Here is a 12,664-nt window from a genome sequence, read left to right on the forward strand (position 1 = left end):
CACACCCGCACCAGCCACTTCGCACGGCTTCGCCCCGCCGACCAAACGATCGACGGGGCGAAGAAGACGCAGGCCCCGAATTAACCAACAGCGTCCGCATCGCGTTCCGGGGCCCCTTCGGCTGGGGCGCGGAGGATCAGTAGGCGCCGAAGACGTTGTCGATCGAGCCGTAGCGGTCCGCGGCGTAGTTGCACGCGGCCGTGATGTTGGCGACCGGGTCGTAGCTGTCGGTCGAGGTGCCGGGCACGTGGTAGGCCTCGAAGGTCGGGTCGATGACCTGGAGCAGCCCCTTGGACGGGGTGCCCCTGACCGCGTTGGAGTCCCAGTTGTTGATCGCGGCCGGGTTGCCCGAGGACTCGCGCATGATGTTGCGGTGGATGCCCTCGTAGGTGCCGGGGATGCCCCGCTCGGCCATGACCGCCAGCGACTCCTTGATCCAGCCGTCGAGGTCGTTCGTGTACGTGACGGCCTTCTCGGCAGCCGGAGCGGCCTGTGCCGCCGGGGCGGCGCCGGTGCGCTCCGACCGGTCGGCACGGTCCGCCGCGGCACCGCGCTCGGCGGACGGGGAAGCCTTGGAGGCCTTGGCGTCCGACGGTGCGGCGGCCTTGTTTCCGAGGGTCAGCTTGATACCCGGGTGAATAAGATCGGGATTCTCTCCGACGATCTTCCGGTTGCCTTCGTACAGCTTCTCCCAGCCGCCGCTGACGGAATGCTCGCGGGCGATCTTGGAAAGAGTTTCACCGGCCACCACGGAATGCTGGGCGGGCGCGGCCTGCACGGCGGAATTCGCCGCCGCGGACACCGAAGCGGGGGCCACGGCCTGCTGCGGCGCCGCAGTGGGCGCGGGGGCCGCGAAGGCGCTGGTGGCGCCGATCACCGGGAGGGCGAGAACGGCTCCGCCGGCGGTCACGGCGGCGAGGCCGCGGCGCAGCGAGGTGGACTGGGGACGACGGTGCTTACCCTGTGCGGGCATGGGGAATTTCCTCTCCGGCGCCTACGGGGTGAGCTGTCGGGTTCAGACAGGAGATGTCTGGCCGCACGGTCGTGCGACTTCACCCCAAGCCGTTCCGGTTACGGTTCGGCGACTTACCTGGGTCCCCCGCTCCTGCCGTACGTGAGTGGGTTTCGGATTCCCGGACGGCGGCAGGATTCGGCGTTCCATCCGGATTGACCGTGACCGTAGGCGAGAAACGTCGAACCGAACAAGCCCCGCATTCCTGATTCCCATTTCCACGGAAGATCGAATGGCGGAATTCCCGGATCGGGCCGTGCCGTCACGGCGTCAACTTTCTTCACACGGAAGGGAACCGATGCGTCCGCTTCCACGTCCACCCCCTCGGACGTGACGCTCACCACTCGCTCGCGACGGTGGCGAAAACAGGCCCAGGCAAATGCAGCAAAAGGCCTAGTAGCCCCTTTACGGATAGGTAGACCAAAAGAACCAAATCGACCATATGGGTATCGCGAAGCGGACTAATCGGACACTCGGGTCGGGGTCGATCGCGGGGCCCGCGGGGCGATCGCCTACGGTGTGGGGTGGAGGCTGGTAAGCCAACCCTTACCTCCGATGCCTCCGACGTACGCTGTACCTGCCCGCGTTCGCCCGCCCCGAAGGATCACCACGCCATGACACGCCCCGTCCGCGTCGCCATTGTCGGAGCCGGCCCCGCCGGTATCTATGCTGCGGACGCGCTGCTCAAATCCGAGGTCTGCCAGGACCCGGGGGTCTCGATCGACCTCTTCGAGCGCATGCCCGCGCCCTTCGGCCTGATCCGTTACGGCGTGGCCCCCGACCACCCGCGCATCAAGGGCATCGTCAAGGCCCTGCACCAGGTGCTGGACAAGCCCCAGATCCGGCTCTTCGGCAACGTCAGCTACCCGCACGACATCGGCCTGGACGACCTGCGGTCGTTCTACGACGCGGTGATCTTCTCCACCGGTGCCGAGGCCGACCGGGCGCTCGACATTCCCGGCATCCAGCTGGACGGCTCCTACGGCGCGGCCGAGTTCGTCTCCTGGTACGACGGGCACCCCGAGGTCCCGCGCACCTGGCCGCTCACCGCGGAGAAGGTCGCCGTGCTCGGCGTCGGGAACGTGGCCCTGGACGTGGCCCGTGTCCTGGCCAAGACGGCGGACGAGCTGCTGCCCACCGAGATCCCGGACAACGTGTACCAGGGCCTCAAGGAGAACAAGGCGCTGGAGGTGCATGTGTTCGGGCGGCGTGGCCCCGCGCAGGCCAAGTTCAGCCCGATGGAGCTGCGGGAGCTGGACCACTCCCCCAACATCGAGGTCATCGTCAACCCCGAGGACATCGAGTACGACGAGGGCTCCATCGCGACCCGCCGGGAGAACAAGCAGGCCAACATGGTCGCGCAGACCCTGGAGAACTGGGCGATCCGCGACGTCGGCGACCGCCCGCACAAGCTGTTCCTGCACTTCTTCGAGTCCCCGGTCGAGATCCTCGGCGAGGACGGCAAGGTCGTGGCGCTGCGCACCGAGCGCACCGAGCTCGACGGCACCGGCAATGTCCGGGGCACCGGCCGGTTCACCGACTGGGACATGCAGAGCGTCTACCGCGCCGTCGGCTATTACTCGGAAGAGCTGCCCAAGCTTCCCTTCGACGTGGGTTCCGGCACCGTCCCGCACGAGGCGGGACGGGTCATCGCCGGAGACGAGCACATGGCCTCGGTCTACGTCACCGGCTGGATCAAGCGCGGTCCGATCGGCCTGATCGGGCACACCAAGGGCGACGCCAACGAAACGGTGGCCTGCCTCCTGGAGGACCGTGCCGCCGGCCGTCTGCCCGAGCCCCCGCTGCCCGCGCCGGCCGCCGTCGAGGCTTTCCTGGAGGACCGCGGCGTCCGCTACACGACCTGGGAGGGCTGGCACCGGCTGGACGCCCACGAGCAGGCGCTGGGCGCGGCCCAGGGCCGTGAGCGGATCAAGGTCGTGGAGCGCGAGGGCATGCTGGAGGCCTCCGGCGCCTTCGTGCCGGCCGAGCGCCCCGCCGACGCCTGACCGATCCGGTGGGACGCCTTCCGACGCCTGTCGCGGACGTCTTCTAGGGGGCCGGATCCGGGGCTGCCGCCGAGCGCCCCGGGTCCGGCCCCCGGAACGTCCGCCACAGGTCGGGGCCGGGCGCCCGGGACTCCGGGGGACGCCGGACCGTCGGGGTCCCGGCCCACCGGGCGGCCAGCAGGAGCGCGATGTCGTCGGGGCGGTCGACGGCCGCTCTGGCCTCCCCGATGACCTGGTCCGCCGTGTCGGCCAGGGGGACCGCGCCGATGCGTTCGACGGTGGCGCGCAGCCGCTCGATCCCCTCGTCGATGTCCGTGCCGGGGCGCTCGATCAGCCCGTCCGTGAACAGGGCGAGCATCGCCCCGGGTTCGAGCCGCATCTCCGTGACCGGATAGGTCGCGTGCGCGTCGATCCCGAGCACGATGCCGCCCGGCAGGTCCAGCACCTCCGTCCGGCCGTCGGGCCGGCGCAGCACGGGCTGCGGATGCCCCGCCCGTACGGCGTGGGCCACGCCGGTCGCCGGGTCGAGGGCGATGTAGCAGCAGCTCGCGAACTGTCCCGGGTCGAGGTCGATGAGCAGCCGGTTCGTCCCGCTCATCACCTCCTGCGGATCGTGGTTGCTCAGCGCGAACGCCCTTACCGCACTGCGCAGTTGCCCCATGGTCGCGGCGGCGGAGACCCCGTGGCCCTGTACGTCGCCGATGATCAGGGCGAGTTCGTGGCCGGTCTCGATGACGTCGTACCAGTCGCCGCCCACGTCCATGCCCTGGGTGCCCGAGAGATAGCGCCCCAGGGTGTCCACTCCGTCGGCCGCCGGCAGCCGGTGCGGCAGCAGGGCGTCCTGGAGTCCGCGGGCGAGGGCCGACTCGCTGTCGTAACGCTGGGCGCGTTGCAGGGCCTGGGCGATGAGGCCGGCCAGTGCCGTCAGGACCGTACGCTCCTCCGGGCTGAAGCCGCGCGGCCGGTCGAAGCCGAGGATGCAGGAGCCGACGGGCCTCCCCGAGGCGATCAGCGGCAGGAACGCCCGCGCCCCGACGTCCGCGTCGATCGGGATGCCCGGATAGGCCTCGGCCAGGCGCTGCATGGACTCGAAGAAGATCGGGCGTCCGGTGGTCAGGGTCTCCACTCCGGGGATGCTGACGTCGAGCCCGACCCCGTCGAAGCGGTTGAGGAACCCCTTCGGGAAGCCCGTCTCCCAGGCCAGGTGGAGGTGGCGCTCGTTCAACAGATAGATGGCGAGCTGACGGCCGCCGAACGCGGGCAGCAGCTCCTCCGTGACCACCGCGGAGACCTGACGGGCCGTGACCGCCTCGGTCAGCGCGATGGCGAGGGCAACCGGCCGGTACAGCGCGGAGGAACGGTCGGCGGTCGAGCCGATGCCCAGCCCCGGTGAGGTGACGGAACCGGGGGCGTAGGCCGGCTGGTCGGTCGCCTGGAGGACGACGCTCAGCCCGTCGTGGCCGGGGTACAGGGACACCGACAGCCAGCACGAGGGCCGGCGCCGGGCGAGGAAGTGGACGGGCTCGCCGGCGATCAGGGCGGCCCGGTAGTGGTCCTCGTAGGCCTCGTGCCCGAACCACGGCAGGGCCTGCCACACGAGATGCCCCACGAGCTCCGACCGGGGGTGGCCGAGCAGTTCCTCGGCGAGGCCGTTGGCGTACGTGATCCGACCGAGCCGGTCCAGTGAGAGGATGCCGCGCGGCAGCCGGTCGGCGGCCTCCGGCACGACGGGGCCCGCACCGAGGTCGACCAGGAAGCCGCTCAGGTGGCTGGCGGACACATCACCGTCCGGGTGGGTCCAGCGGCCGGAGAGTTCCAGCAGATGGGACCGGCCGTCGGGGCCGCGCAGCCGCATCCGGCGGACCACCGGCCCGGCCGATTCCACCGTCTGCCGGGCCAGCGCCCACAGCCCGTACACGTCCTCCGGGACCAGTCGTCCGGCGAGCGCGTCGACGGTGCCCGGGAAGGCGGCGGGCTCGAAGCCGAGGATCGCGCACAGTTCGTCGTCGGCGGCGACCTGCCCGGAGTCCAGGTCCCAGTCGAAGCGGCCGACCCGCACCGGGGGCGCGGTGGCGGCGGGCAGCTGCACGGGGACCGGCTCGGACTCCCCTACGCAGTCGATGCCCCGCCGCTCCAGATCGGTGAGCGCGCCGCCGAGCCGTCGGGCGATGCGGTGCAGCCGCTCGCCGTCGGCGGGGGCGACGGGCTGCCCCGGCGTGGAGGGCCGCAGGACCGCCAGCACTCCCATGCTTCCCCGGGGTCCGGGGATCGGCACCCACAGCGAACCGAACGGGAACGGCATCCCGGCCATCAGCTGCGGGAACCGGCGCATCGACTCCTCCGCGTCGCAGAGCAGCACCGGCCGCCCCGAGCGGTAGGCCTCGGACACCGGGAAGGGCCGGTTCACATGCATCCGCCACCAGGGCCGGAACAGCGGGCCCGGCAGCCCGGCGAGCACCGCGAGCCGCAGAAGTCCGGGCGTCCGGCTGCGCAGGTAGACCCCGCCCGCGTAGCCGTCGGCCGACTCCACGGCGTTGACGAGAGCCTGCGCGAGTACGAGGGACAGCTCGTCGGGCCCTCGGCCACCGTCGTACCCCCCGGCCGCGGTCCCGTTTCCGGCGGGCGGGGGATGCCGGGTCGTATCGTGCCGGGTCACACAGCCAGCATGCTCCCGATCCGGGGTGCCCCGCACCTCCGGTGACCGGCCGCCCTCCGGCGGCCGGTCACGGGTACGGGGTGCGGGGTGGAGCCGCTGGGCGCGAGTACGGGTTCGGCGTGCGGCTGTCAGTGCAGCTTGGCGACGGCGGTGCGCGTGGTCTTCTTGAACCCGGCCAGCGGTGCCCCGTCCAGGTCGCCCAGCTGTCCCCACTCGACGACGGTCACCGTCCGGCCGTCGCGGCCCACCGAGTAGAGCCCGATGTCGGTGGAGCCGACCTCCGGGTAGGACGTGTCGACGCTGTAGACGTGCGCGCCCTCCTCCACATCGATCCGGCCCTGGTAGAAGGCCTCCCCCTCCAGGCCGGGGTTCTGCTCCTTCAGCCGGTCGAGGCAGCTCTCCAGGGCGCTCCGCAGCTCGGCGGCGAGCGACGCGGCCCGCGCGGTGGTGGCGGCGACCGTGATGGTCTGGCGGGCTCCGGTGTCCAGTTCGGTGCGGAAGTCCCGGTGGCGGGTGCCGGCCGCCGGGGCGATTCCGCTGGTGCACACGGACCCTTCCCCGGGCACTCCCTGGCGTACCGGACCGGCCGTCCAGGGGGTGAGGGAGGGCGGCAGCTGACCCGCGCTCAGGAACTTCGGCGGGGCGGGAGCGGGTGCCGGGGCCGCGGCGGCGGGCACCTGGGCCAGGGCGGTGACGGCCAGGCCCGCGGCCGTGGCGGTCAGGAGTGCGGTACGGAGGGTGCGCATGGTGGGTTCCCCGTTTCGGAGGGTGCGGTCAGGTGGTGGTCGTACGGCGTCGTTCCGCGGCGTACGGGACCCGGTGAGGAGCCTGTACAGCGGCGGTACGGGAACGGCTCCAGCCTGGTCCGCAGCCCCGGAGGCGGACAAGGGCGACCCGGCTCCCCGCCGGGCTGGAACCGTCCCACCCCCGGTGACGTGGGTGTTCCCGAAGGGCTGGAACGCCCGGGAACGTCGGCGGGGAGGTCGAGCGGGTTGGGTGAGGCCGAGGGGTCCGCACGGGCGGCGCTGGCGGAGCGGCTGAGCGCGCTGCGGGAGGGGTCGGGCCGGACGTACGCGTCACTGGCCCGCCGCATCGGGGTCAGCGGCTCGACGCTGCACCGGTACTGCACGGGCCGGACGGTGCCGGCGGAGTTCGCCCCCGTGGAGCGGCTGGCCCGGTGGTGCGGCGCGCCGGCGGCGGAACGGGAGGCGCTGCACCGCCTGTGGATCCTGGCGGACGGGGAACGTCTCGACCGACAGGGTGCGGCGGAGACGGTGGTGACGGAGCCCGTGGATCCCTCGGCCGGGGAGACAGCGGGGGGCGTGCCGGTCGACGCCTCGGCCTCGGAGACCACAGAGGTCGTTCGGGTCGACGCCTCGGCCGGGAAGGCGGCAGGAGTCGTGTCGGTCAGCGCCTCGGCCTCGGAGACCGCAGAGGTCGTGCCGGTCAGCGACTCGGCCGGGAAGGCGGGCGTTGCCGGAGCCCCGTCCGTTTCCGGGAACGGGTCGTCCCGGAGGCCGGTGCTCCGGTCGCGTCGGGCGCGGCGGTACGGATACCCCCTGGGCGTCCTCGTCGCGGCGGTGCTCGTGCTCGCCCTGGTCGCGGCGTTCGGAGCGACGGGGCTCCCGGGGCCGGACCGGCGGCCGTCGGTCGCCCAGCGGCCGGGCGGGCCTCCGGTGGACGCCCCGGGGCTCTCTCCTTCCGGCTCCCGCACGCCCGGGAAGCCGCAGGGCACGCCGAGCGGGACCGCGCGGGAGACGGCGTCCGGCAGCCCACGGCCGACCGTGCCGCCCGGCGTCGGGCCGCGCGACGAGACGCTCCCCGGGCCCTCCGGGACCTCGCCGGTTCCGGAGGCCGGGCGGGTGCCGTTCACCTGGACCGGTGACGACCACGTCTGGAAGAACGGCTGCGACCACTCCTACCTCGTCGACCGGGCGCCCGCCGCCGTCCCGCCGCCCCCGGTGGAGGCCGACGCGGAGTCCTGGGCCGAAGCGCTGGGCGCGGTGCACGCGGCCGAGACCGGTGTCCGGATCACGGTGCAGGGCCGGGACGAGCGGGCCGTGGTGCTGGAATCCCTGCGGATCCGGGTGGTCGAGCGCCGCCCCCCGGCGAAGGGCCGGGTCTACCGGATGAGTTCCGGCTGCGGCGGGGCGCTCACCCCGAGGATGTTCGCCGTGGATCTGGACGTACCCCGGCCCGTCGCCCGCTCGGTCGCGGGAAACGACTCGGGCGAGCCCATCGAAGCGCTCGCTTTCCCGTACAGCGTTTCGGCCAGCGATCCCGAGGTCCTCCTGATCACCGGTCGCACGGTCGGCTGCGACTGCGACTGGTTCGCGGAGCTGAAGTGGAGCAGCGGCGGCCGGTCCGGCACGGTGCGCATCGACGACCGCGGGCGGCCGTTCCGTACGAGCGGGGTGCGGGGCCGGCCCGTACTCGACCACGACACGGCCGCCGGCCGCTGGGAGTCCGTGGCGGACGCCGGGGAGGCAGGGCCATGACGCGGTGACCCGCGTCGCGGAGGCGTGCGGGGGCGTGCGGGGGCGGATGCGCCCATGCTGGTGGGACGGGCGGCGCGCGCGGCGGACCGGTGCCGGCCGCCGACGTTCCCGGTGGAGGTGCCGATGGATCCCGTCACCGCCCTGCGGCGGATCGCCTTCCTGCTGGAACGCTCGCAGGCCGCCACCTATCGGGTGAAGGCCTTCCGTACGGCCGCCGCCGCTGTGGACGCGATGGCCGCCGGGGAGGTGGCCGAGCGGGTGGCCGCGAAGTCCCTGGAGCGGGTCGCCGGGATCGGGCCCCGCACGGCCGAGGTGATCCGGGAGGCCCTGGCCGGAAAGACCCCCGGATATCTGGACCGGCTGGAGAAGGAAGCCGCGGCGGAGCCGCCCGTCGAGGCGGGCCAGGACCTCTTCGCCCGTCTGACAGGCGACTGCCATCTGCATTCGGACTGGTCGGACGGGGGCAGCCCGATCGAGGAGATGGGCCGGACCGCCGCGGAACTGGGGCACGCGTGGGCGGTCCTCACCGACCACTCGCCCCGGCTGACGGTGGCGCGCGGCCTGTCCCCGGAGCGGCTGCGGGAGCAGCTCGCGGTGGTGGCGCGGCTCAACGAGGAGTGGGCGCCGTTCCGGCTGCTGACGGGGATCGAGTGCGACATCCTCCCGGACGGCTCGCTCGACCAGGAGGATGAGCTCCTGGAGCGCCTCGACGTGGTGGTGGTCTCCGTCCACTCGAAGCTGCGTATGGACCCGGCCCCGATGACGCGGCGCCTGGAGGCGGCGGTGCGCCATCCGCGGGCGGATGTGCTCGGCCACTGCACGGGACGGCTGCTGGCCGGGCGGGGCCGGCCGGAGTCGCGGTTCGACGCGGACCGGGTCTTCGCGGCCTGTGCCGGGGCGGGGACGGCGGTGGAGATCAACTGCCGTCCGGAGCGGCAGGATCCGCCGCTGCGGTTGCTGCGGGCGGCCGTCGCGGCGGGGACGCTCCTCGCGATCGACACGGACGCCCACGCCCCGGGGCAGCTCGACTGGCAGCGGTCGGGGTGCGCCCGCGCCGAGGAGTGCGGGGTGCCGGCGGACCGGGTGGTGACGACCTGGAGCGCGGAACGGCTCCTGGAGTGGGCCGGCTGACCCACGCCCGCCCGGCCCCGAAGCCGCGCACGCCCACACCCCGTAGCCACGCGCACCGCCCGCCCTGTACGCACCTCCCGCCCTGCACGCACCGCACACACCCGCCCGCCCCGGAGGTTCTGCATGGTCCTCCGGAGTCGGGCGGACGGGCCGGCGTCGGCAGGCTACTTCTCGGGGTAGACGTCGCCGGCCGCCATGGCGCTCTGCTGTTCGCTCCGGTCCCGGATCGTCCGGGACTTCTTCTCCAGCCGCTCGCGCTCGTGCGGGTCGCTCGCGCGTTCCGCGGCCTCGGCGAGCTGCTGGGCCTTCTCACGCATCTGCCGAGCCAGGTCGGCGGGTTCGTCCGAACCGCTCATCACCACTCCTTGGACGCTGGGGACCTCTGGGGCGTGTCCGGCGGATCGTGACCGGCCCGCCCTAGCCCCCAGCGAACCAGCGACCGACCGCCTCCGCATCCCGCACGGCCGGGGCCCGGACGCCGGAATCGGAGGTGGCGCGCCGGCGGGCGGGCGCGTCAGGCAGGCTGCCGGCCAAGACGCCGCAGGATCGCACGCAGCCGGGGGTGACGCGCGTGCGCATCCCCCGAGCGGCGGTCCAGCTCCTCACCGAGGCGTTTGGTGCGCTCCTCGATGTCGAGTTCGGCCAGCACCCGGTCGATCTCGGCCAGCAGTGCGCCGTGCAGCTGCCACTGGCGCGGGTGCTCCTGGACGTCCTCCAGCAGCAGGTCGGCCACCCGGTCGCGGGTGGCACGGCTGCGGACGAGCGCGTCGGCGAGCCGGTCCTCCGCGGCCTCCGCGTCGGCGGCGAGCTGGGTCGTGACCAGGACGGCGAAGCTCTCGATCGCCTCGGCGAGGCGGCCGAAGAGTTCCTGGAGCAGTTCTGTCACATCGGCCGGGAACAGCTCCTCCTCCGTACGGGCCTTCGCCAGGTCGGTGAGGGTGCGGGAAAGGACGCGCAGGACCACGGCGCAGATCTCCAGCGTGTCGAGCCCGGTGCGCAGGACGACCCGGTGGAGCAGCCCCTGTCTCACCCTGGGGTTGAGGGTGAGACTTTCCTCCGCCTGCCGCAGCGAGGCGTCCACCTCCACGATGTCGTGGTCGAGCCTGCGGGCCTCGTGGAGCCGGGCGGCGGCCCGGGACACGGGATGGTTCCCCACCACCTCCTCGCCCATGCTGCGCAGCATCGTGCCCATCCGGGCGGCCAGCGACTCGATGGCGGATCCGGCCGAGCCGACCCAGACGGGCGGGGCGAGGAGCAGGTTGAACAGGAGCCCCACCACGGCGCCGATCAGCGTCTCCCACACTCGGTCCCAGGCGGTGTCGGCGACCTGCGAGACGCCGAGGACCAGCATCGCGCTGATCGCCACCTCGGGCACGAACTCATTGACCCGTACCAGCCGCCCGATCATCAGCGAGGTGAAGATCGTGAGGCCGAGGCTCCACCAGCTCAGCCCCACCAGCGAGCTGAAGGCGATGGCGATGAGGACGCCGACGACGACCGAGTTCACCCTGCGGACGCCGGTGGTGAGGGTCGCGTACAGGGTCACCTGGACGACCAGGAGCGCGGTGAGGGGTGCGGTCAGCGGGGCCGGTTCGGGCAGCGCCCAGACGGCCACGGAGTAGGCGATGACGGCGGCCGCCGTCGAGCGCAGCGTCTGCACCCCTGCGGGTTCGGTGGTGCGCTGCACGAGCTTGACGACGGGGGCGGAGACTCGGGGCATTCCCTGAAGGTGCCCCGATTCGCCTCGCGGCAGCGCTCATGCCGTCCGGGCTCCGCCGTACGGCCCTGCGCCTGGGGCGGTACCCGGACGGCGTGCGCGGGAGCGGGGTCGGAGAGACCCTGGAGGCATGGCTGTTCTACTCAATCCCCCAGGAGAGACGCCCCCGGCCGAGGGCTCCATCGCGGAGGCCCACGAGGAACGCGCGGACGGAGGGCCGTGGGAGCACCCCGGTGTCTGGACCGCCCTGATCGTGATCGGTGCGCTCGTGGTCGCCGCGTACTTCCTCGCCCGGATGATCGGTTACGTATGAGCGCCGGGGTCTCCGCATCGGCGCGCCGGATCACCGAAGCGCTGCTGGAGGAGTGCGGGCGGACGTATGCGGCGGAGGCGGGGATCCGGCTGCGCGACACTCCGCAGCCGCTCTATCAGCTCTTGGTGCTGAGCCATCTGCTGAGCGCCCGGATCCGCGCCTCGGTCGCCGTGGCCGCGGCGCGCGCGTTGTTCGCGCACGGTATGCGCACCCCGCGCCGGATGGCTGACGCGACCTGGCAGCAGCGCGTGGACGCGTTGGGCGAGGGCGGCTACCGCCGCTACGACGAACGGACCTCCACCCAGCTCGGAGAGGGCGCGCATCTCGTCCTCGATGTCTGGAAGGGCGACCTGCGGCGACTGCGCGCGGAGGCGGACGGCGACGGAGAGGCGCTGCGGGCGGGGCTCCGGCGCGTTCCGGGGATCGGACCGGCCGGGGCCGACATCTTCGTACGCGAAGTGCAGACGATCTGGCCGGAGACCGGGTTCTGGGCCGGTGCGAAGGGTCTCCAGGGAGCCGAGCGGCTCGGTCTGCCTACGTCTCCCGACAGGCTGTCCGAGGCGGCGCGCGACCGGGACGGAGCCGCGTTCGCGGCGGCGCTGGTCAGGGCGGCCCTCGACCGGGAGATCGTCGAGACGGTCCGGGAGGCCGCGCGCCGGAGGAAGTGAGCCGCGCGGCGGCATCCGTGTGGGCGCCCGGGAAAAGCCGGGCCGGCTCGGGAAGGACGGACGGCCGCGAAGGCATCCAAAAAGGCTGCACCGGCCTGCATCGGCGCCGCAAAGAAGGCTGGGTGGGCCCGGAGAGGGCGACGGGCTCACGAAGGCGGCCCCGAGATCACCGGGCGGACGCGCGAAGGCGCCCGTGCCATATGCGACGGCACGGGCGCCTCACTTCGCTCAGCGGTCGGAGTCCGCCCGCGATCCGCGTGCCCTGGCCTCCTTGCGACGGGCCTTGGCCTGTTCCTTCCTGCCCTCGGCCTTCAGCTGCTCGTCCTCGAGGGCGATGCCGTCCGATTCCTTGATCATGCCTTTGAGCTTCCGCGCCTTGGCGCGGGCTACCTCGATGACCTTTCCCACAGCTGCCTCCATGCCGCGAGGGACATACGCGCTTCTCCCTCCACTATGCATACCCGCGCGGCAGAACGCAGGGGGCTGCGGCAGGGCGCTAGGGCCTGTATCGAGTTCTCCCTCGGCGTCACGACGCCCGGCACGCACCCTCGCCGCACCGGCCCAATGCCCTAGGGCCTGTATCGAGTCGTGATCAATCTGCGGGATTCGCCCTCGCTTCGGGGGTGGATCGTGTAGTCCGGTGTGCATGACGCGGAGACAGTT

The 12,664-nt window shown here is 72.8% G+C and carries 11 protein-coding genes and 1 riboswitch; of the genes, 5 read left to right on the top strand and 6 right to left on the bottom strand.

Going from position 1 to position 12,664, the window contains the following annotated elements:
- Positions 1-136: 136 nt before the first annotated feature.
- On the bottom strand, positions 137-973 hold the full coding sequence (locus ACGF2Y_RS36060) for a transglycosylase SLT domain-containing protein (RefSeq protein WP_392956197.1): 837 nt from the start codon (positions 971-973) through the stop codon (positions 137-139).
- 3 nt (positions 974-976) lie between these two features.
- A riboswitch (cyclic di-AMP (ydaO/yuaA leader) is annotated at positions 977-1,166 on the bottom strand.
- A gap of 460 nt (positions 1,167-1,626) precedes the next feature.
- Between ACGF2Y_RS36060 and ACGF2Y_RS36065 the strand changes: the two genes are divergently transcribed.
- Positions 1,627-3,018 carry an FAD-dependent oxidoreductase gene (locus ACGF2Y_RS36065; RefSeq protein WP_392956200.1) on the top strand — a complete coding sequence of 464 codons (1,392 nt, stop codon included), beginning with the start codon at positions 1,627-1,629 and terminating at the stop codon, positions 3,016-3,018.
- A gap of 43 nt (positions 3,019-3,061) precedes the next feature.
- Here ACGF2Y_RS36065 and ACGF2Y_RS36070 read toward each other — a convergent pair whose 3' ends face one another.
- Positions 3,062-5,674: a SpoIIE family protein phosphatase gene (locus ACGF2Y_RS36070; RefSeq protein ID WP_392956201.1), complete on the bottom strand. Its 2,613-nt coding sequence runs from the start codon at positions 5,672-5,674 to the stop codon at positions 3,062-3,064.
- Between the two features lie 128 nt (positions 5,675-5,802).
- Complete coding sequence (locus ACGF2Y_RS36075) at positions 5,803-6,420, bottom strand: hypothetical protein (protein WP_392956203.1); 618 nt, start codon at positions 6,418-6,420, stop codon at positions 5,803-5,805.
- A gap of 246 nt (positions 6,421-6,666) precedes the next feature.
- Here ACGF2Y_RS36075 and ACGF2Y_RS36080 point away from each other — a divergent pair, with 246 nt between their 5' ends.
- Both ACGF2Y_RS36080 and ACGF2Y_RS36085 read left to right on the top strand, forming a co-directional pair.
- Positions 6,667-8,172, top strand: coding sequence for a helix-turn-helix domain-containing protein (locus ACGF2Y_RS36080; RefSeq protein WP_392956206.1), 1,506 nt, complete (start codon positions 6,667-6,669; stop codon positions 8,170-8,172).
- A gap of 123 nt (positions 8,173-8,295) precedes the next feature.
- Complete coding sequence (locus ACGF2Y_RS36085) at positions 8,296-9,303, top strand: PHP domain-containing protein (RefSeq protein WP_392956209.1); 1,008 nt, start codon at positions 8,296-8,298, stop codon at positions 9,301-9,303.
- Between the two features lie 164 nt (positions 9,304-9,467).
- Here the strand turns inward: ACGF2Y_RS36085 and ACGF2Y_RS36090 are convergent, their stop codons facing one another.
- A complete protein-coding gene (locus tag ACGF2Y_RS36090) occupies positions 9,468-9,659 on the bottom strand; it encodes a DUF6381 family protein (protein ID WP_030584941.1) in 192 nt (63 codons plus the stop codon).
- A 158-nt stretch (positions 9,660-9,817) separates the two neighbouring features.
- Positions 9,818-11,023 carry an aromatic acid exporter family protein gene (locus ACGF2Y_RS36095; protein WP_392956213.1) on the bottom strand — a complete coding sequence of 402 codons (1,206 nt, stop codon included), beginning with the start codon at positions 11,021-11,023 and terminating at the stop codon, positions 9,818-9,820.
- Between the two features lie 127 nt (positions 11,024-11,150).
- Here ACGF2Y_RS36095 and ACGF2Y_RS36100 point away from each other — a divergent pair, with 127 nt between their 5' ends.
- Together ACGF2Y_RS36100 and ACGF2Y_RS36105 are read left to right on the top strand one after the other, a co-directional pair.
- Positions 11,151-11,333: a DUF6480 family protein gene (locus ACGF2Y_RS36100; RefSeq protein ID WP_392956215.1), complete on the top strand. Its 183-nt coding sequence runs from the start codon at positions 11,151-11,153 to the stop codon at positions 11,331-11,333.
- Complete coding sequence (locus ACGF2Y_RS36105) at positions 11,330-12,001, top strand: endonuclease (RefSeq protein ID WP_392956218.1); 672 nt, start codon at positions 11,330-11,332, stop codon at positions 11,999-12,001. The genes ACGF2Y_RS36100 and ACGF2Y_RS36105 overlap by 4 nt, the downstream gene beginning before the upstream one ends.
- 228 nt (positions 12,002-12,229) lie before the next feature.
- On the opposite strand, the gene ACGF2Y_RS36110 is transcribed toward ACGF2Y_RS36105, so the two are convergent.
- Positions 12,230-12,421 (bottom strand): hypothetical protein, encoded by a 192-nt coding sequence (locus ACGF2Y_RS36110; RefSeq protein ID WP_392956220.1) that lies wholly within the window; start codon positions 12,419-12,421, stop codon positions 12,230-12,232.
- Between the last annotated feature and the right edge of the window lie 243 nt (positions 12,422-12,664).

This window comes from Streptomyces sp. NPDC048142, from assembly GCF_043202835.1.
Taxonomy (GTDB): Bacteria; Actinomycetota; Actinomycetes; order Streptomycetales; family Streptomycetaceae; genus Streptomyces.

Bases quoted from the DNA above. Each gene is read 5' to 3' on its own strand.
- ACGF2Y_RS36105 (WP_392956218.1), top strand. From the start codon at position 11,330: ATGAGCGCCGGGGTCTCCGCATCGGCGCGCCGGATCACCGAAGCGCTG.
- ACGF2Y_RS36065 (WP_392956200.1), top strand. From the start codon at position 1,627: ATGACACGCCCCGTCCGCGTCGCCATTGTCGGAGCCGGCCCCGCCGGT.
- ACGF2Y_RS36085 (WP_392956209.1), top strand. From the start codon at position 8,296: ATGGATCCCGTCACCGCCCTGCGGCGGATCGCCTTCCTGCTGGAACGC.
- ACGF2Y_RS36060 (WP_392956197.1), bottom strand. From the start codon at position 973: ATGCCCGCACAGGGTAAGCACCGTCGTCCCCAGTCCACCTCGCTGCGC.
- ACGF2Y_RS36090 (WP_030584941.1), bottom strand. From the start codon at position 9,659: ATGAGCGGTTCGGACGAACCCGCCGACCTGGCTCGGCAGATGCGTGAG.
- ACGF2Y_RS36095 (WP_392956213.1), bottom strand. From the start codon at position 11,023: ATGCCCCGAGTCTCCGCCCCCGTCGTCAAGCTCGTGCAGCGCACCACC.
- ACGF2Y_RS36075 (WP_392956203.1), bottom strand. From the start codon at position 6,420: ATGCGCACCCTCCGTACCGCACTCCTGACCGCCACGGCCGCGGGCCTG.
- ACGF2Y_RS36110 (WP_392956220.1), bottom strand. From the start codon at position 12,421: ATGGAGGCAGCTGTGGGAAAGGTCATCGAGGTAGCCCGCGCCAAGGCG.
- ACGF2Y_RS36100 (WP_392956215.1), top strand. From the start codon at position 11,151: ATGGCTGTTCTACTCAATCCCCCAGGAGAGACGCCCCCGGCCGAGGGC.